This is a genomic window from Actinocorallia libanotica, from assembly GCF_039525175.1.
Classification (GTDB): Bacteria; Actinomycetota; Actinomycetes; order Streptosporangiales; family Streptosporangiaceae; genus Actinocorallia; species Actinocorallia libanotica.
Genome location: NZ_BAAAHH010000007.1, coordinates 195,458 through 212,800 on the forward strand (window position 1 = coordinate 195,458; position 17,343 = coordinate 212,800).

Below are 17,343 nucleotides of genomic sequence, written 5' to 3' on the forward strand. Positions count from 1 at the left end.
GGCGGACCTCGACGTTGGGGGGCACATGCGCAACCGTAGCCCAAACTTTGCGTTTTCCACAGGGGGCAAACCACGTCTTTGCAGGTCAAAGTTCGTTAAAGCCTTGTATCCCCAGAAGTTATCCACATCCCTACAGATCTCGACATACTCTTAATGATCCCTGCGTCACGACCCCGAGCTGTAAATGATCACTTACATTTCCTTCTCGTGATTGTGGCGTGAACGACCCTTTATCACGGACAATGAGGCTGTGAGCGATCTTCCACTTCGCGCCGTCACGCGCACCGCCAAGCTGGCCGCCCTCCCCCTGGGCTTCGCCGGACGCACCGCCCTGGGCCTCGGCAAGAAGACCTTCGGCAGGTCGGCGGAGGCCGTCGCCACCCAGATCCAGGCCCGGACCGCCGAGCAGCTGTTCAAGGTGCTCGGCGAGCTCAAGGGCGGGGCGATGAAGTTCGGCCAGGTGATGTCGATCTTCGAGGCGGCGCTGCCGCCCGAGATCGCCGGCCCCTACCGGGCCACCCTGACCCGGCTGCAGGAGTCCGCCCCGCCGATGCCGGTGGCGACCGTCCACAAGGTGCTGGCCGAGAACCTGGGCGACGACTGGCGGGAGGACTTCCGGTCCTTCGACGACAAGCCCGCCGCCGCGGCGTCCATCGGCCAGGTGCACCGGGCGGTCTGGAAGGACGGCCGCGCGGTGGCGGTCAAGGTCCAGTACCCGGGCGCGGGCAAGGCGCTGGTCGGCGACTTCAACCAGCTCGCCCGGATGGGCAAGCTGGTCGGGGTGCTCTTCCCCGGCGCCGACATGAAGACCATCCTGGAGGAGCTGAAGGTCCGGGTCCAGGAGGAGCTGGACTACACCGTCGAGGCCGCCTCCCAGCAGGCCTTCGCCGACGCCTACTCCGGCGATCCCGACTTCCTGGTCCCCGAGGTGGTGGCCCAGTCCGGCACCGTCCTGGTCACCGAGTGGATCGACGGCATCCCGCTGTCGAAGATCATCGCCGACGGGGACAAGGAGCAGCGGGACCGCGCCGGGCTGCTGTTCGCCCGCTTCCTGTTCTCCGCCCCCACACGCTGCGGCCACCTGCACGCCGACCCGCACCCGGGCAACTTCCGCCTCATGGAGGACGGCCGCCTCGGCGTCATCGACTTCGGCGCGGTGGACCGGCTGGAGGGCGGCTTCCAGGAGGAGATCGGCGCCCTCATGCGGATCGGCACGCTGGGCGACCCCGACGCGATCGTCGAGGCCTGCCGGGCCGAGGGCATCATCCGCGAGGGCGTCGAGGTCGACGGCGAGCAGCTCGCCGCGTTCATCGAGCCGATGGCCGTCCCGCTGAAGTCCGAGACCTTCCAGTTCAGCCGGGAGTGGCTGCGCGACCAGGCGGCGCGGGTGACCGACCTGCGGCCCGACAACGTCGTGCGCTACCTCAACCTGCCCAAGGACTACGTCCTGGTGCACCGGACGGTGGGCCTGGGCACCGGGGTGCTGTGCCAGCTGGAGGCCGAGGGGCCCTTCCGCGGCGAGGCGCTCGCCTGGGTGAAGGGCTTCGCCGGCGAGTGAGCCGGCACGCGGACGGCCCCGGCGGTGCGCCGGGGCCGTCCGTCTTCTCCCACCGCGGGCGGGATATCGCGAGGCGGATCAGCTCCGGGCCACCAGGCCCCTGATCCGGCGCAGGGTGATCCCCGCCTCCTCGCGGGTGGCGCGGCCGGTGTCGGCGACCACCTTGCGGAGGGTCTCCCGGCGGGTGCGCCGGATCTCGGCCGCCCACTGGAGGGCGGCCACCTCCTCCTCCAGCGCGCGTATTCGCTCACGGCTGATCTCTACACTGAGCAAGCTCATCTTCTTCTCTTCCTTCGGCGGAACGGGCGACGGCCTCACGGCCGCCACCCGCAGGTCGGTGCTGATGCGGCGCACGGTGATCACGCGGCCACTTCGTCGGGAGCGGGGTTCTTGCGCGGACGGCCCCGCGGCCGCTTGCGGGCCACGATCTCGCCGCGGACGAACAGCTCGCCGCCCCACACGCCCCACGGCTCCTGCCGCTCGAGCGCGCCGGCCAGGCAGCTCTTGCGGACCGGGCAGTCGACGCACAGCGCCTTGGCGTGCTCGACGTCGGCGGGCGACTCGGCGAAGAACAGCTCCGGGTCGGTACGGCAGGGGAGGTCGTCCACAGCCGGGAAGGTCGGCTCGAGCCCCTGGATGAGGTTCACCCTCGGTCCTCTCGTTGGATCTCAACGTCTTTGTCGTTCGAGGTTTTCCGGGCCTGCTCTGGTGCTGAAGAACCAAAAGGGCCGCGGATCCTGTGCTGGATCCGCGGCCCTGGAGTCTCTCCGGTCGTTGTCAGACCGGTGGTCTCTCCGGATACGGAGCCAGCACACTACGGCGCACTGCGGGCGCCTGGGTCGGGTGGGCGAAGGGTGCGGCGATCACGCCGGCGGCTGCTGCTCCGCCATTCATGATCGTTTCGTTCAGCCCACGCCACCGCTGCGACATCACGACACCGCCGCCCATCAGAGCGGAAACGCCATAGGCGGAAGCACCTTCAAGATCCCTGCAGAGCTGGAGGTCCGTTGCACCCAGAACGGAAGCGGCGATGCCGGTGTCTTTGTTCAAAGTCGTCATGTCGCCCCTCCTTCGGGGTTCGCGGTCCCACGCTCCGGGCGCGGACCTGTCTTCTGTGCTGCGTTGAGCCTACGAGAAGCCGGGGAAATCAATCAAGCTATTTTCTACCTGCGGTTTCGTGGCCGATCACACTCCCGGCGCCACGAACTTCCGCGGGGTCTCAGACGTCGAAGGGCGACTGGAGCACACCGGGTTCACCGGGCTCACCGATGACCCGGACCAGTCCCTCCTGCACCACCGAGACCACCAGCTCGCCCGTCCGGGTGAACACCTGGCCCCGCGCCAGGCCGCGCGCGCCGCCCGCCGAGGGGGACTCCTGGGCGTACAGCAGCCACTCGTCGGCGCGGAACGGGCGGTGGAACCACATGGCGTGGTCCAGGCTCGCCCCGATCGTGCGGGCGTCGCCCCAGGCCAGCCCGTGGTTGAGCAGGACGGTGTCGAGCAGCGTCATGTCCGAGGCGTACGTCATCAGGCAGACGTGCAGCAGCGGGTCGTCGGGCAGCTTGCCGATGGTCTTCAGCCAGACCAGGGACTCCCGGGTGGCCAGTTCCGGCTTGCCCGCCGCCTCGTAGGTCATCGGGGTGACGTGCCGCAGGTCGAAGGGGCGGCGCCGCTCGTACTCGTCGGCGACCTTCTCGCCGAAGATCGCCGCGAACCTGTCACGGGTGGGCGGCACGCTCTCGGGGTCGGGCGCGGCCGGCATCTCGACCATGTGCTCGGGCCCGGTCTCGGGCACCTGGAAGCTCGCCGAGAGCGTGAAGATCGCCTTGCCGTGCTGGACCGCCGTCACCCGCCGGGTGCTGAAGGACCTGCCGTCCCGCACCCGCTCCACGGTGTAGACGATCGGCACCAGCGGGTCGCCGGGCCGGATGAAGTAGGCGTGCAGCGAGTGCACGTGCCGGCCCACCGGCACCGTCCGGCCCGCGGCGACCATGGACTGCCCCGCCACCTGGCCGCCGAAGACCCGTTGCCGGAAGTCCTCGGGGCTCCTACCGCGAAAGATGTCGTCCTCGATCTGCTCGAGATCCAGGATGTCCAACAGGTTCTTCAACGAGGTGTCCACGACACCCAGTGTGGCAAAGACCGGCGGATCCGTCGTCTTCAGGGGGCTGCGACAAACGTCTCACCGGGCTCCTCGCCCCGGCACAGCGCGAGGACCGCCGATCCGTACTTCTCCAGCTTCACCGCGCCGATGCCGCCGACCCGCGCCAGCTCCGCCCGCGAGGAGGGGCGCTGCTCGGCGATCGCCTGGAGCGTGGCGTCGGTGAGGACCACGTACACCGGCACCTTCTCCACCGCGGCCGTGGCGGCCCGCCAGTCCTGGAGCGCCTCCAGCAGCGCCTCGTCCAGCTCCGCCGGACAGCCCTCGCAGCGGCCCAGCTTGCGCTCGACCGCCCGGAGCAGCGAACGGCCGCAGACCCGGCACGGCAGCGGGCCGCGGGAGAGGCCGGGGCGTGCCGTGGACTCCGCCCGCGCGGGGGGCGGCGCCGCCGCCCGCGCGGCGCCGCCGAGCGCCTGGAGCCCGTCGAGGAACCGGCTGGCCCGGCGGTTGCGCCGCTGGCCGGGCGAACGCGCCTGCGCCCAGGACAGCGCCAGGTGCTCCCGCGCCCGGGTGATGCCGACGTACAGCAGCCGCCGCTCCTCCTCGACCTGCTCGGGGGTCACGGCGTAGACGATGGGCAGCGTGCCGTCGGCGAGCCCGGCCAGGAACACCGCGTCCCACTCCAGGCCCTTGGCCGCGTGCAGGGAGGCCAGCGTGACGCCCTCCAGCGGCGGGGCGTGCTGGGCGGCCGCGCGCTCCTCCAGCTCGGCGGTGAAGCGGGGCAGCCCGGCGTCCGGCTCGGCCGCCGCCAGGTCCTCGGCGAGCTGGGCGATCGCGGCCAGCGACTCCCATTTCTCGCGCACCGCGCCGGCGCCCTCCGGCGGCCGGTCGGTGAAGCCGCACCCGGCCAGCACCGCCCGCACCTGGTGGGCCAGGCCCATCCCGTCCAGCTCGGCGTCCCCGCCGGAACGGGCGGCGCCGCGCAGCCGCACCACCGCCTCGCGGACGGCGGGGCGTTCGAAGAAGCGCTCGGCGCCGCGCACCACGTACGGCACGTCCGCGTCGGCGAAGGCCTGCTCGAACGCCTGGGACTGGGCGTTGATCCGGAACAGCACCGCGATCTCGCGGGGCGGGACGCCCTCGGCGATGAGCTTGGCCGCCTTGCGGGCGGTGTCCTGGGCCTCGGCGAGCTCGTCGTCGTAGGAGGAGAGGGAGGGCTCGGGCCCGTCGGGGCGCTGGGCGACGAGTTCCAGGCGGCGCGGCGCGTTCTTCAGCACCTCGTTGGCCAGCCGCACCACCTGCGGGGTGGAGCGGTAGTCGCGCACCAGGCGCACCACCTCGGCCCCGGGGTACTCGGCGGTGAAGTTCAGCAGGAAGCCGGGGGTGGCGCCGGTGAAGGAGTAGATCGTCTGGCTGGGGTCGCCGACGACGCACAGCTCCCGCCTCTTGCCCAGCCAGCCCTCCAGGAGCAGCTTCTGCAGCGGGTTGACGTCCTGGTACTCGTCGACCACGAAGTACCTGTACTGGTCGTGGACGGCGCGGGCCATCTCGGGGTACTCCGCCAGCAGCGCGGCGGTGATCTCCAGCATGCCCTCGAAGTCCAGGAGGTTGCGCTCGCGGCGCAGCTCCTCGTACATGACGTACAGGCGCGCCACGTCCACCACGTCCAGCGGCGGCTTGCGGCCCTGCTTGGCCATGGCGGCGGCGTAGTCCTCCGGCCGCGTCTGGGTGACCTTGGACCACTCGATCTCGCCGGCGACGTCCCGCAGCTCGGTGCGGCCCAGGGAGAGGCGGCAGGCGCGGGCGGCGTCGGCCACCAGGGCGAACTTCGACTCGATCAGGCGGGGCGGCTCCCCGCCGACCGTGCGGGGCCAGAAGTACAGCAGCTGCTTGTAGGCGGCCGCGTGGAACGTCCTGGCCTGCACACCCGGCGCGCCCAGCCCCCGCAGCCGCCCCCGCAGCTCCCCCGCGGCCCGGTTGGTGAACGTCACAGCCAGCACGTTCTGCGGCTTGACCCGCCCCGTCAGCACCGCGTACGCGATCCGGTGGGTGATCGCCCTCGTCTTGCCCGTGCCCGCCCCCGCCAGCACGCAGACCGGCCCCGAGACGGCCTCGGCGACCGCCCGCTGCTCCGGATCGAGCCCCCTGAGCACCGCCTGTGCGTCCATTCCCCCATACTCCCAGCCCCGCCCACCACCTGCGTCACCCCTGTGGAACGTCAGTACGCGTCAGCGCACGTCCAGCCGTCGGCAGCCCGCCGCCAGGCGGGCGCCACCCCGATGGATGGTCGGTATGGGGGAATGATCCGCAGCTCAGCCGCGTTCCGGCCTCTGGCAGGATGAGAGATCCCCTAGCAGCGAGGAAGTCAGATGAGCACGACCGGCCGGCTGACCATGTACACCACTCCGTGGTGCGGTTTCTGCAAGCGCCTGAAGGCCCAGCTGGCCCGGGAGGGCATCGAGCTGTTCGAGATCGACATCGAGCAGGACCCCAAGGCCGCCGAGTTCGTCATGAGCGTCAACGACGGGAACATGACGGTGCCGACCATCGTCTACCCGGACGGCAGCGCGGCCACCAACCCCAGCGCCAAGGCGGTCAAGGCCAAGATGGAGCGGCTCGGGGCCGGCTCGGCCTGAGGCCGTCCGGCCGGGGCCGGGGGCTACAGGCCCAGGCCCCAGCTGCCCGGCAGCTCCCCGCCGTACCAGTGCTCCAGGAGCTGGCGGGCGATGGAGACCTTGCCGGGCAGGACGAGGTCGCCGGCGAGGGTGGCGGTGAGCAGGTCCTGGCGGTCGTACCAGCGGGCCTCGGCGATCTCGCTCGCCTCCAGGCGGAGGCTCTGCTCGCCGGGGGCGTGGCAGACGAAGCCGAGCATGAGGCTCTGCGGCAGCGGCCACGGCTGGCTGCCCAGGTAGCGCACGTCCTCGACGCGCAGGCCGACCTCCTCGTACACCTCGCGGACGACGCCCTGCTCCAGCGACTCGCCGGGCTCCAGGAAGCCGGCGAGCACCGAGGCGCGGCCCTCGGGCCAGGCGGTGCCGCGGGCCAGCAGCACGCGGTCGTCGTCGTCGGTCACCAGCATGATCACCGCGGGGTCCAGCCGGGGGTACTGCTCCACGCCGTCCTCGGGGCAGACCCGCACGTGCCCGGCGGCGACGGTCTTGGTGAGGGCGCCGCAGCGCGGGCAGTGCCGGTGGGCGGCGTGCCACAGGGCCATCGCCACGGCGTGGGTCATCATGCCGGACTCCACGTCGTCCAGCAGGGCGCCGATGCGGCGCAGGTCGGCGACCTCCACCCCCTCCTGCTCGGGCAGGGTCGCGATCACCGCGAAGTAGGCGTTCTTGTCCTCGTCGACGCCCAGCAGCACCCGCTCCCCGATGGGCGCCCGCCGGGCCGGCACGAAGGCCAGCCGGGGGCGGTCGTCCAGCCGGAAGGGCACCCGCCCGCGCTCGTCGACGACCAGGACCCGGCAGCCGGCCCAGGCGGCGGTCACCCAGTCCTCGTCCCGGCGGCGCTCGGCCACCCGATCGAGCGTTCCGCGCGCCAACGCCAGCCAACCCAGAGACATGCCTCTCTCCTCCTACCGGGGAAAGTACAAACTATCCAGTTCGACGCCCTCCTCCGGAGTGGTATCCCGTTGTCTACGCTGTACCGATGGCCATCTACATCGATCCGCCGATCTGGCAGGCCCGGGGACGGCTGTGGTCCCATCTCATCAGCGACCTGTCCTTCGACGAGCTGCACGTGTTCGCCGACCGGCTGGGAGCGCCGCCCCGCGCCTTCGAGCGCGACCACTACGACGTTCCCGAGGAGGCCTACGACCACGCGGTGCTGCTCGGGGCGGCTCCGGTGAGCTGCCAGGAGGTGCTGGGGCACCTGCGCAGGTCGGGGCTGCGGCGGCCGAAGTTCAGCCGGCCCGGCTCTTTCTCGCTTTGAGTTCGGCGCGGAGGTTCGCGCGCGCCTTCTCCTCGAAGCGCGCCTTGCCCGCCGGGGTGTGGAAGAGGGACGGCAGGGCCAGGAGCTGCTCCAGCACGGCGGCGCGCCCCGCGGCGAAGTACTCCTCGGGGACGAAGGCGTACTCCTCGCGCACCGCCTGCACGTAGGCGTCGTAGGCGTCGGCGTCCGCCCCGAGGACGGCCAGGTCCGCGTCGCACAGCACCCGGCCGTCGCGGTCGTGCGGCTCGTGCGTCTTCGTCATGCGCACCAGGGCCGCCGCCTTCGCCGCCCGCCCGGCCTCCAGCGAGGTGTCGGTGAGCATGCGTTCGGCCAGGACGGCGCTGCGCTCCTCGTTGTCGTCGCGCTGCGGGTCGTACACCGCGTCGTGGAACCAGGCGGCGAGGCGGACGACGTCGGGGTCGTCGGCCTCCGCCTCGAACTCGTCCACCAGGTCGAGCACCGACTCCAGGTGGCGGAGCGTGTGGTAGCGCCGGTGCGGCTCGGCGTAGCGGGCGAGGAGCTCCTCGCCGAGCCGCCGCGTGTCCGCGCCTGCCAGGGCCGTCCAACGAGCCACGAGATCCATCGCCCCAATATCCCACGTTCTCCGATCCCCGCTCGCTAGCCTTAGGCAAGGCTTGCCTAACAAAGGGGGACGGGTGCAGGTTTTCTTCATCGCGGGCAAGGCGACGGACTCGGTGACGCACGGCTTCCTGCCCGCCGCCGCACGGCTCGGCCTGGACGTCACGATCCTCACCGACCGGCCGGAGGAGCACACCGGGCACCGGGTCCTCCCCTGCGACGTCACCGACTACCGGGAGATCGTCCATGCGGGGCGGCCCGACGCCTACTTCTCCAACAGCGACCATCTGCAGGCCGCCACGGCGCTCGCCGCCGAGTTCCACGGACTCCCCGGCAAGGACTGGAAGGCCGCGCTGCGCTGCAAGAACAAGCACCTGATGCGCGCCCACCTGGGCGACGTGTGGTCCACGCCGTTCCCCGTCCCCCGGGACGCGCCGTACCCGCTGGTTGTGAAGCCGCGGGAGGGCGTGGCCAGCGAGGACGTGGTGCTCGTGCGCTCCCCGGACGAGCTGGCCCTGCTGCCCGCCCCCCGGCGGCCCATGGTCGCCGAGGAGTACCTGCGGGGTGAGCTGCACACCCTGGAGACGCTGAACGGGCGGGTGCTCGGCTCCTTCCACACCACCCTCTCCCCAGAGCCCCACTTCATCGAGGAGCGGCTGGACTGGGCGCCTCCCCCGCCCGAGACGCCGCAGGTGCTGGCGCAGCTGGCGGAACTGGGCGTCGGATTCGGCGCCTGCCACACCGAGTTCGTCGTCCGGGACGGCCGCGCCCGGATCGTCGAGGTCAACTACCGGATGATCGGCGACCACTGCGACTTCCTCCTCGCCGAGCTGCTGGGACGCGACCTGTTCGCCGACGTCCTGCTGACGCATCTGGGCGAGCCGCCCGTGTTCGAGCCCGCCACCGGCCTCGCCGCGACGGTCGACTACCTCGTCGCGGACCGCTCGGGAGTGCTGCGCGGCGCGCCGGAGCCCGGCGTGACGCGGCACGGCGAGGCGACGGTCACCTACCGTCCGCAGCGCTCCTCCGGCGACGTCATCACCCTCACTCGCACCAACCGCGACTACCTCGGGACGATCCAGGTGGTGGGGCCCGACCGCGCCGCGGTGGAGGGCGCGCTCGCGCAGTTCCGGCGGACCGGAACGTGGTCCGTTGACTGAGGAGGAGTTCGCGGCGCGGGTGCTGTCGGCGCTCGTGCGCGAGGGATACGTGCGGTGGCCGGTAGAGGGCGCGCGGGTAGAACGCGACGGTTTTCTCGCGGAAGATCGGATCAGTTCGGGGGTCGGTCTCGCCCGGCTCCGTGAACTCGTGCGCCAAGCGGCCGAGCCGGGAGACGACGTGGAGACGTTCGAGCGGGAGTGTCGCGAGGCGCTGGAGGCCGAACGCGCCGCGCTGCCGCCCGTCCGGCCCGGCGAGGGAAGACACGACGCGCTGGCCGCCCGGCTCGGGCATCCGGTCCATCCGCTGGGCCGGTGCAGGCTCGGCCTGTCCGGCCAGGAGCTGCGCCGGTACGCGCCGGAGTACCAGCCGTCGTTCACCCTGCGGTGGACGGGTGTGCGGGAGCCCGTCCTGGCCGGGGAGCCGCCGTCCTGGTGGCCCGAACCCGGTGAGCTCGGCCTCCCGCCGGACGTGACGCCGTTCCCCGTCCACCCGCTGACCGCCGCCAGGGGGATCGTGGAGGCGCCCGCCTCCCATCTCCGGGTGCGGCCGACCCTGTCGATGCGGACGCTGGCCGTGACTCCGCGAGAGCACCTGAAGGTGCCGCTTCCCACCAGCACCCTCGGCAGCCGCAACGTCCGCTCGATCAAACCCGGAACGCTGGTGGACGGCGCCCGCGTACAGGCGCTGCTGACGCGCGTCGCGGCCGAGGAGGGGCTGCCCGTCCTCCTCGCCGACGAGCAGACGTACGGGCACGCCGGCGACCCTTACCTCGGGTTCCTCGTGCGCAGGATGCCCGTCGCCGACGCCGTGCCGGTCGCGGCGCTGCTGGCGCGTACTCCGGAAGGCCCGTACGTCGTCGAGGAGCTCGCCGGGGACGCCGGTGTCGCGGAGTTCTTCAGCGGCTACCTGCGCGTGCTGTTCGCCTGGAACGTCGTGCTCTTCGAGAAGTACGGCATCGCGCTGGAGGCGCACCAGCAGAACGTGGCGGTCACCCCCCGCCTGGAGCTCCTGCTGAAGGACAACGACGGGGCGATGCTGGCCGAAGGCGACTTCGAGGACCCCCGGATGGTCGGGGACGTCGAGGCGCGGGCCCGGGTCTTCGTCACGATCACCCTGCACCTGTGCGCGGGCGCGCTCGCCTTCGGGCTCGCCGAACGCGGGCTGATGCCGCTGGAGCGGGCGCTGGGGCTCGTTCGCGACCGCCTCGACGAGGCGGTGGCCGACCCCTTCCTGCGGTCGCGGACGCTCGACGCCGACCGGCTGCCCACCAAGGCGATGCTCACCGCCGGGACGCTCGTCCCCAAGCAGCGCACGGGGGCCGCCGACATCAACAAGCACTACGGCCCACCGGGCCCCAACTACCTGAAGGAGCTTCCGTGCCGCTGACCTCGACCAGGTCCACTGGGGGAAACGGACTGGCTGAGCTGCACAGCGTGGGATCCGCGGACGAGGCGACCGCCGTCGCCCTGCTCAACTGCCTGATACGCGAGGTCAGCGGACCGGCGGGACGGGTGCGCGACGACGGCGACCGGCTGGCGGTAGAGCTGGCGCACACCACGGTCACCGCCCGGCTGGCCCGCCCGTCCCACGGTCCGTCGCCCCGGCTGGCGGGCCCGTTCACCGCGGGCGACGCCGACCTCGGGTGGCGCGAGGTGGCCGAGCTGGTCGCCGCCGAGCTGGCCCTCCGCACGGGCACGGACAACCCGGAGTTCCTCCGGCAGGTCGCCTCCAGCCACGAGGCCATGAGCGTGTTCGCGCGTTCGGGCCGTACCGACTCCGGCCTCCGGCCGCTGCTGGCCTCGGAGCAGTCGCTGCACGCCGGGCACCGCTTCCATCCGTCGCCCAAGTCCCGGCAGGGATCGCCTGCGGCATGGCTGCCGTACGCGCCGGAGGCGGGCGCCCGGTTCCGCTTGCGGCTGCTCGGGGCGGATCCGGAACTGCTGGACGGCACGGGCGACTTCTCCGCGCTGGCCGAGGAGGGTGTGCTGCCCGTGCATCCCTGGCAATGGAGGCTGCTGCAGGAGCGGCCTCTGCTGCGGGAGGCGCTGTCACACGGCTTGCTGCGCGACCTGGGCGAAGGCGAGGAAGTGGTGCCGACTTCGTCGGTGCGAACGGTCTTCGCCCCTGCCTGCGGACTCTTCGCCAAGTTCAGCCTCGACGTGCGGATCACCAACTGCGTGCGGAAGAACGCCTGGTACGAGCTGGCCGCCGCACCCGTGCTGACCGGGCTGCTGAAGCCGCTGCTGGGTGAGGGCCTGCTCGGCGAGCCCGCCTACCGCACCGTCGCGCTCGCCGACCGGACGCTGTACGAGGGCTTGGGCGTCATCCTGCGGGAAGGAGCACCCGAGAACGCCGTCATGGCGGCGGCGCTGGCCGACCCGTACGGGCGGTTCCTTCCGGCCGAGATCGACCTCCTCGCCTACTGGGAGGCCTACGTGCAGGCGGTGGCACTGCCCGTCCTGCGCCTGTTCTTCGAACATGGCGTGGTCCTGGAACCGCATCTGCAGAACGTCCTCATCGTTCCCGACGCCGACGGCATGCCGGTGCGGGCCGTCTTCCGCGATCTGGAGGGCACCAAGCTGCTGCCCGGCTGGGAGCTGGAGGAGTTGCCGCAGCGGGCGCGTGAAGCGGTGACCTACGACGAGGAACGCGGCTGGAACCGCGTCGCGTACTGCCTGTTCGTCAACCACCTCGCCGAGCTCGCCGCGGCCTTGGCCGACCGGGAGCCCGACTGCGAACCCGTCCTGTGGAAGACGGCGGCACGTCTTCTGGAGGAGTTCTCCGGCCACCGGCGCATGCGCGAGGTCCTGGAGGGCGCCCCCCTCCCGGCCAAGGCCAACCTGCTCGCCCGCTGGAGCCGTTCGGCCGACCGGGCGGCGGGCTACGTGATGGTCACCAATCCTCTTGCGGGGTGAACTGATGGAAGAACGCGTCCTGCGGGAGATCTCCCGCCTCGACTCCTTTCCCGCGTACGTCTACGACCTTCCGGGGCTGGCCGAGCACGCGGCACGGATCCGCGCGGAGTTCCCGCACGAGATCTTCTACGCGGCCAAGGCCAACCCCGATCCGGAGATCCTGCGTGCCCTGCATCCTCATGTGGACGGATTCGAGGTCGCCTCGGGAGGGGAGCTCCAGCACGTCCACCGGGCGGTGCCCGGGGCGCGGCTGGCGTTCGGCGGTCCCGGCAAGACCGACGAGGAGCTCGCCCTCGCCGTCCGCCTGGGGGTGGAGCGCATCCACGTGGAGAGCGTCCGGGAGCTCGCGCACCTGCCGGGGGCCGACGTGCTGCTGCGTGCGAATCTGCCCTTCGGGGTCGACGGGGCGGCCTTGGCGATGAGCGGACCGTTCGGAATGGACGAACTCGAACTGCGCCGATGCCTCTCCCTGCTGCCCGACGACATCCGCCTACGCGGTTTCCACGCGCATCTGGCTTCCGGTCTCGACGTCGAAGAGCTGCTGAAAGTGCAGCGGCAGGTCGTGGAATGGGCGGCGGAATTCGCTCCCGAGGAGGTGAATCTCGGGGGCGGAATGGCCGTGGACTACGGTGACCCTTTGTGGCGTTTCGATTGGAAGTCCTATGCGGCGGGCATCCCGGACGTTCCTTTCCGGTTGCGCATCGAACCGGGAAGGGCGATGACCGCCTACCACGGCTGGTACGTCACGGACGTCCTGGACGTCAAGCGGACCCGGGGCGAGACGTACGCGATCCTGCGCGGCGGCACCCACCACCTGCGCACGCCCGTCACCAAGGGGCACGACCAGCCGTTCACGGTCTTCGGGGACCGCGGCCACAGCGGGACGGCCACGCTCGTGGGCCAGTTGTGCACCCCCAAGGACGTGTTCGCCTCCCGCGTCCCCGTGAGGAATCTCGCACCCGGTTCCGTCGTCGCCTTCGACATGGCGGGCGCCTATGCGTGGAACATCTCCCATCATGACTTCCTGATGCACCCCCACCCCGCCTTCCACTACGTGACATGAGCCTCCCGCGACCGACAGGAGTGTGACCCGGTGACCGACCTCCGTGAAGCCCTGAAACTCGCCACCGGCACGGCCCGCGTGCTGCGCGACGTCGGGGTCCTCACGCCCATCACGCCCTGCCGGCTGGCCCGGATCCCGCTGCAGGTCGTGCGGTTCGGGTTCACTCCGGCGGTCGCCGGCGCCATGGCCGCGCTGCGCCATCCCGACCGCGTCGCGGTGATCGACGAGCGGGGCGAGATCACCTACGGGGAACTGGAGGCGCGGGCCGCCGCCCAGGCGACCGCGCTGCGGGAGCTGCTCGGGCCCGGCGAGAAGGTCGGCGTCCTGTGCCGCAACCACCGGGGCTTCGTCGAGGCCGTCTCCGCCGGGTCGCGGCTGGGCCACGACGTGGTGTTCCTCAACACCGACTTCTCGGCCCCGCAGCTGAGCCGCGTGCTGGAGAACGAGGACATCTCCGTGCTCGTCCACGACGAGGAGTTCTCCCCCGTCGTGGACGGCTGCTCCTTCACCGGGGCGCGCTTCCTGGCCTGGCACGACGGCGCGGAGCCGGCGCTGCCCACCCTCGACGACCTGGCGCGGACCGAGGCGGAGCCGCTGGTGGCCGGGCGCACCGGCAAGATCGTCATCCTCACCTCCGGCACCACCGGCCCGCCCAAGGGCGCCGCCCACGAGTTCGGCCCGGCGGCACTGGTCAGCCAGGGCTACGGGCACCTGCTGCGGGTGCCGCTGCGCTCGGGCGAGCCGCTGCTGATCGGGCCGCCGCTCTTCCACGGCCTCGGCCTGACCTACCTGCTGACCGGCCTGGCGCTGGGCGCGCCGCTGGTGCTGCTGCGCCGGTTCGACGCCAAGGCCGTGCTGGAGGCCGTCGCCCGGCACCGGGCGGGCGCGGTCATCGCGGTGCCCGTCATGCTGCAGCGGCTGCTGGACGTCCCGGAGGCGCCCCGGCTGCGGTCGCTGCGGGTGGTCCTCACCGGCGGCGCGGCGCTGCACCCCAACCTCGTCCGGCGGTTCCGCCGCCGCTTCGGCGAGGTGCTCTACAACGCCTACGGCGCCAGCGAGACGGGCTGGGCCGCCATCGCCACCCCCGACGACCTGCGCGTCGCGCCCGGCACGATCGGCAGGCCCACGCTGGGCGTGAAGGCGCGCGTCCTCGGTGACGGCGGCGAGGACGTCCCCCAGGGCGAGGTGGGGACCCTGTACCTCGACAGCGGCCTGGAGTTCCGCGGCTACACCGGCGGCGGCACCAAGGAGTTCGTGGACGGCCTGATCAGCACCGGCGACCTCGCCCACTTCGACGCCGAGGGGCGGCTGTTCATCGACGGCCGCGCCGACGACATGATCGTCTCCGGCGGGGAGAACGTCTTCCCCGGCGAGGTCGAGGACCTGCTGGAGCAGCATCCGGAGGTCGCGGAGGTGGCGGTGCTGGGCGTGGAGGACGCCGAGTTCGGGCAGCGCCTGGCCGCGTGGGTGGTGCGCGCCCCCGGCTCGGAGCTCACCGAGGACGAGCTCAAGGCGCACGTCAGGGGGCGGCTCGCCCGCTACAAGGTGCCCCGCGACGTCTCCTTCGTCGCCGAGCTCCCGCGTACCACCACCGGGAAAGTCAGGCGGACGGCGCTCAAAGAAGCCTGATCAGGTCGCATTTTGTCCTTGAGTGCGGTACATCAGAGGGCATGACGACGGAGGAGACCGCCCCCGAGGACACCGTGACGCAGGACGCCCCCGCCGAAGAGGAGGGGGAGTTCGGCCAGGACGTGCTGGAGGCCGGAGCCGGACTGGGCGCACCGGTCCCCGACGAGCCCGACCCCCGGCAGCGCACCCTGAAGCTGCTCATCGGCATCTGCCTGCTCGGCGTGCTCGCCGCGGGCACCGCCGCCGCCTTCGCCCCGACCCTGCACCCCGGCCTGGCCGCCGCCTGGGCGCTGCTGGTCCTGGCCCTGCTGGCCGTGGCCGGCCTGCGCTTCGCCGAGCTGCGCAAGCTCGCCGAGCCGTCGGTCGCCCTGTTCTCCGGCGGCTTCGTGCACGCCGGGGACGACGGCCTCGAAGCGGTCTCCTGGCCGGAGGTCGAACTGGCCTACCTCACCCCCGGAAAGCGCCTCATCCTCCAGCTGGAAGGCGGCCGCTCCTTCGAGCTGCGCGCCCCCGTGCGCAACCTGGAGCGCCTGGAGCGCGCCGTCCGCGCCGGCGTCCCCCGCGACCAGATCCGCCGCGGCACCCCGCCCAAGCCCCTGGCCGCCGTCTAGCCCGCACGGAGCCGCAGCAGGCGGGCGCGCAGCACGGTCGTCGCGCCCGCCAGATTGCGCCGGGTCGTCCCCTGCCCCTCGCAGAACGCGCCGGTGCCCGTGGGCAGGTGGGTGAGCCGCACGGCGCTGTTCCACTCCGGGTGGGGCACTCCGCACCCCCACGTCTGGCACAGCAGATCGATCCGCACCTCCTCGTCCGGCACCCTCAGGAAGTCATAGGACACCGCCGCGGGGAGCACCTCCACCCGCGCGCCGGACCCCCGCTCGAGCCGCCGCACGCCCCGCTCACCGGCGAGCAGCCCGAAGGCGCCGGGACCGCCGACCCGCATCGTCACCGCCCGCAGGTCGCATCCGCTCTCCCTCCTGCGGTACGTCCACACCCGCCGCTTCTCCCGCTCGGCCCGGGCGACGTACGTCCGCCACAACGCGTGCACGCAGCTCCCGTCCTCGTCCGGCTCCGCCTCGACGGTCACGATGGCCTCCCGCTCGGCGTGATCGAGAGGAGACCGCTCCCGAAGGCCGCCGAGCCCGGCGGAGAGCGCCTCCAGCGCGGCGCGGCACTCCGCCTTCAGCTCCTCGTCGTCACCGGCCAGTCCCAGCAGCTCATCCAGCGCCTCCAGCTCGGCGGTGCAGCTTTCGAGACCGTCCAGGAAACGCCTGACGTGCTCCAGACGGAGCGCGGCGAACCGGGCGGCGCTTCAATGCGCCGGATCCACCAGGATTCCCGCCATGCGCCCGGCCTCGGCACGCAGCGCCTCGACGTCGACGCCCTCGGTCGCCGCGGCCCGGGCACGCCGGCACTCCTCCAGCAGCAGCCGTCCATCGTCCAGCACGCAGAACCTCCTCCGTGAGCACCCTCGGATCCGACGCCGCGCAGGGCGTCCGGGTTCGCCTCCCGCCCGGGACTCGGCGGCGGGTCAGGCGACGGCGTCGAGGGAGGAGTCGCGGGCGGCGCGGCAGAGGCGGGCCAGGTCGAGGAGGGCCTGGGAGCGGCGCTCGGCCAGGGGGCGCTCGTCGCCGGGGCGGGGGGCGGCCAGGGTGTCCAGGACCAGGGAGAAGACCGGCCAGTCGGCGGGGGCGATGAAGCCGCGGAGGTCGTAGTCCTCCTCGGCGGCGGCCTCGAAGTCGACGTTGTGCAGCAGGGTGCTCAGCGCCGTCTCGGCGGCGACGACGCCGATGCGCATCGCCAGCGCGGCGGGGGAGTCAGCGGTAGAACCCACGTTCGAGAGACTAGCCGCTGCTCCCCCCGCACTTCAACCACACGTTCGAACCACACCCGGCATACCGGGTGGATTCAGGGCGCGAACGCCTCCACGTAGGCGTGGTCCTCGGCGGTGTCGGTGCGCCTGACCTCGGCGCCGGCACCGGTGAGCAGGTCCCGCAGCTCCGCCACGCCCAGCTTGGCGTCGGCCAGGATGATCGCCGCGCCGGGACGGCTCACCCGCACCAGCTCCCGGACGACCGCCTCGGGGTCCGGATCGGTGCCCAGCGCGTCGTGGCACAGCACCAGCGTGAACGTCCGGTTCAGGTGCGGCAGGTCGGAGGCCTCACCGCACTGGAAGATGATGTTGGTCTGCGGTTCCCGGTCGGCCAGGCGCTTACCCTCGGTGAGCGCGTCGAACGAAGAATCGACGGCCGTCACCTGGCGGACGCGGTGCGCCAGGGCGCGTGAGACCTCACCCGTGCCGGCGTGGACTTCCAGGCAGATGTCGTCCAGGTCCAGCTCAGGCTCCGCGAAACGGAAGAAGTGCCGGACCGCGGCCTGGTACGTCTCCTCATTCGTCACTGTCACG

Annotated in this window: 20 protein-coding genes; 9 read left to right on the plus strand and 11 right to left on the minus strand. The window is 72.0% G+C overall.

Annotated elements, in window-relative coordinates; genetic code table 11:
* The first annotated feature begins 250 nt into the window (after positions 1-250).
* Positions 251-1,558 (plus strand): ABC1 kinase family protein, encoded by a 1,308-nt coding sequence (locus ABD140_RS11955; protein ID WP_344239890.1) that lies wholly within the window; start codon positions 251-253, stop codon positions 1,556-1,558.
* A gap of 78 nt (positions 1,559-1,636) precedes the next feature.
* On the opposite strand, the gene ABD140_RS11960 is transcribed toward ABD140_RS11955, so the two are convergent.
* The 5 genes from ABD140_RS11960 to ABD140_RS11980 form a co-directional block, all read right to left on the minus strand.
* Positions 1,637-1,837, minus strand: coding sequence for a hypothetical protein (locus ABD140_RS11960; RefSeq protein WP_344239892.1), 201 nt, complete (start codon positions 1,835-1,837; stop codon positions 1,637-1,639).
* Between the two features lie 80 nt (positions 1,838-1,917).
* Complete coding sequence (locus ABD140_RS11965; RefSeq protein ID WP_344239982.1) at positions 1,918-2,196, minus strand: WhiB family transcriptional regulator; 279 nt, start codon at positions 2,194-2,196, stop codon at positions 1,918-1,920.
* Between the two features lie 139 nt (positions 2,197-2,335).
* Entirely contained in the window at positions 2,336-2,617 is a 282-nt protein-coding gene (locus tag ABD140_RS11970) for a hypothetical protein (protein WP_344239894.1), read from the minus strand.
* Between the two features lie 160 nt (positions 2,618-2,777).
* Complete coding sequence (gene tesB / locus ABD140_RS11975) at positions 2,778-3,680, minus strand: acyl-CoA thioesterase II (protein WP_344239896.1); 903 nt, start codon at positions 3,678-3,680, stop codon at positions 2,778-2,780.
* 38 nt (positions 3,681-3,718) lie between these two features.
* Positions 3,719-5,827, minus strand: coding sequence for an ATP-dependent DNA helicase UvrD2 (locus ABD140_RS11980; RefSeq protein ID WP_344239898.1), 2,109 nt, complete (start codon positions 5,825-5,827; stop codon positions 3,719-3,721).
* Positions 5,828-6,028: 201 nt separating this feature from the next.
* On the opposite strand from ABD140_RS11980, the gene ABD140_RS11985 reads away from it, so the two are divergent.
* Entirely contained in the window at positions 6,029-6,295 is a 267-nt protein-coding gene (locus ABD140_RS11985) for a mycoredoxin (RefSeq protein WP_344239900.1), read from the plus strand.
* Between the two features lie 23 nt (positions 6,296-6,318).
* Here the strand turns inward: ABD140_RS11985 and nudC are convergent, their stop codons facing one another.
* Positions 6,319-7,224, minus strand: coding sequence for an NAD(+) diphosphatase (gene nudC / locus ABD140_RS11990; protein ID WP_344239902.1), 906 nt, complete (start codon positions 7,222-7,224; stop codon positions 6,319-6,321).
* A gap of 86 nt (positions 7,225-7,310) precedes the next feature.
* Here nudC and ABD140_RS11995 point away from each other — a divergent pair, with 86 nt between their 5' ends.
* Positions 7,311-7,592: a DUF4031 domain-containing protein gene (locus ABD140_RS11995; RefSeq protein ID WP_344239904.1), complete on the plus strand. Its 282-nt coding sequence runs from the start codon at positions 7,311-7,313 to the stop codon at positions 7,590-7,592.
* Here ABD140_RS11995 and ABD140_RS12000 read toward each other — a convergent pair.
* On the minus strand, positions 7,564-8,175 hold the full coding sequence (locus ABD140_RS12000; RefSeq protein WP_344239906.1) for an HD domain-containing protein: 612 nt from the start codon (positions 8,173-8,175) through the stop codon (positions 7,564-7,566). The genes ABD140_RS11995 and ABD140_RS12000 overlap by 29 nt on opposite strands.
* A 73-nt stretch (positions 8,176-8,248) precedes the next feature.
* Between ABD140_RS12000 and ABD140_RS12005 the strand changes: the two genes are divergently transcribed.
* From ABD140_RS12005 to ABD140_RS12030, 6 genes are read left to right on the plus strand one after another with little or no spacing between them, the layout of a single operon-like run.
* Positions 8,249-9,331, plus strand: a complete 1,083-nt coding sequence (locus tag ABD140_RS12005; RefSeq protein ID WP_344239908.1) for a siderophore biosynthesis protein — start codon at positions 8,249-8,251, stop codon at positions 9,329-9,331.
* On the plus strand, positions 9,324-10,718 hold the full coding sequence (locus ABD140_RS12010; RefSeq protein ID WP_344239910.1) for an IucA/IucC family protein: 1,395 nt from the start codon (positions 9,324-9,326) through the stop codon (positions 10,716-10,718). The genes ABD140_RS12005 and ABD140_RS12010 overlap by 8 nt, the downstream gene beginning before the upstream one ends.
* A 47-nt stretch (positions 10,719-10,765) precedes the next feature.
* Positions 10,766-12,247, plus strand: a complete 1,482-nt coding sequence (locus ABD140_RS12015; RefSeq protein WP_344239911.1) for an IucA/IucC family protein — start codon at positions 10,766-10,768, stop codon at positions 12,245-12,247.
* A 4-nt stretch (positions 12,248-12,251) separates the two neighbouring features.
* Positions 12,252-13,310 carry a type III PLP-dependent enzyme domain-containing protein gene (locus ABD140_RS12020; protein ID WP_344239912.1) on the plus strand — a complete coding sequence of 353 codons (1,059 nt, stop codon included), beginning with the start codon at positions 12,252-12,254 and terminating at the stop codon, positions 13,308-13,310.
* Positions 13,311-13,340: 30 nt separating this feature from the next.
* Positions 13,341-14,939, plus strand: coding sequence for an AMP-binding protein (locus ABD140_RS12025; protein WP_344239914.1), 1,599 nt, complete (start codon positions 13,341-13,343; stop codon positions 14,937-14,939).
* 41 nt (positions 14,940-14,980) lie between these two features.
* Positions 14,981-15,550, plus strand: coding sequence for a hypothetical protein (locus ABD140_RS12030; protein WP_344239916.1), 570 nt, complete (start codon positions 14,981-14,983; stop codon positions 15,548-15,550).
* Here the strand turns inward: ABD140_RS12030 and ABD140_RS12035 are convergent.
* From ABD140_RS12035 to ABD140_RS12050, 4 genes are all read right to left on the minus strand, one after another.
* A complete protein-coding gene (locus ABD140_RS12035) occupies positions 15,547-16,221 on the minus strand; it encodes a PCRF domain-containing protein (protein WP_344239984.1) in 675 nt (224 codons plus the stop codon). The two genes, ABD140_RS12030 and ABD140_RS12035, sit on opposite strands and share 4 nt — an antisense overlap.
* A 27-nt stretch (positions 16,222-16,248) precedes the next feature.
* Positions 16,249-16,383 (minus strand): hypothetical protein, encoded by a 135-nt coding sequence (locus ABD140_RS12040; RefSeq protein ID WP_344239918.1) that lies wholly within the window; start codon positions 16,381-16,383, stop codon positions 16,249-16,251.
* A gap of 84 nt (positions 16,384-16,467) precedes the next feature.
* Positions 16,468-16,770 carry a hypothetical protein gene (locus tag ABD140_RS12045; protein WP_344239920.1) on the minus strand — a complete coding sequence of 101 codons (303 nt, stop codon included), beginning with the start codon at positions 16,768-16,770 and terminating at the stop codon, positions 16,468-16,470.
* A gap of 74 nt (positions 16,771-16,844) precedes the next feature.
* Positions 16,845-17,342: a class I SAM-dependent methyltransferase gene (locus ABD140_RS12050; RefSeq protein ID WP_344239922.1), complete on the minus strand. Its 498-nt coding sequence runs from the start codon at positions 17,340-17,342 to the stop codon at positions 16,845-16,847.
* Between the last annotated feature and the right edge of the window lies 1 nt (position 17,343).

Coding starts and splice junctions, on each gene's coding strand:
- ABD140_RS11960 (WP_344239892.1), bottom strand. CDS start 1,837: ATGAGCTTGCTCAGTGTAGAGATCAGCCGTGAGCGAATACGCGCGCTG.
- ABD140_RS11970 (WP_344239894.1), bottom strand. CDS start 2,617: ATGACGACTTTGAACAAAGACACCGGCATCGCCGCTTCCGTTCTGGGT.
- ABD140_RS11980 (WP_344239898.1), bottom strand. CDS start 5,827: ATGGACGCACAGGCGGTGCTCAGGGGGCTCGATCCGGAGCAGCGGGCG.
- ABD140_RS11985 (WP_344239900.1), top strand. CDS start 6,029: ATGAGCACGACCGGCCGGCTGACCATGTACACCACTCCGTGGTGCGGT.
- nudC (WP_344239902.1), bottom strand. CDS start 7,224: ATGTCTCTGGGTTGGCTGGCGTTGGCGCGCGGAACGCTCGATCGGGTG.
- ABD140_RS11995 (WP_344239904.1), top strand. CDS start 7,311: ATGGCCATCTACATCGATCCGCCGATCTGGCAGGCCCGGGGACGGCTG.
- ABD140_RS12000 (WP_344239906.1), bottom strand. CDS start 8,175: ATGGATCTCGTGGCTCGTTGGACGGCCCTGGCAGGCGCGGACACGCGG.
- ABD140_RS12020 (WP_344239912.1), top strand. CDS start 12,252: ATGGAAGAACGCGTCCTGCGGGAGATCTCCCGCCTCGACTCCTTTCCC.
- ABD140_RS12030 (WP_344239916.1), top strand. CDS start 14,981: ATGACGACGGAGGAGACCGCCCCCGAGGACACCGTGACGCAGGACGCC.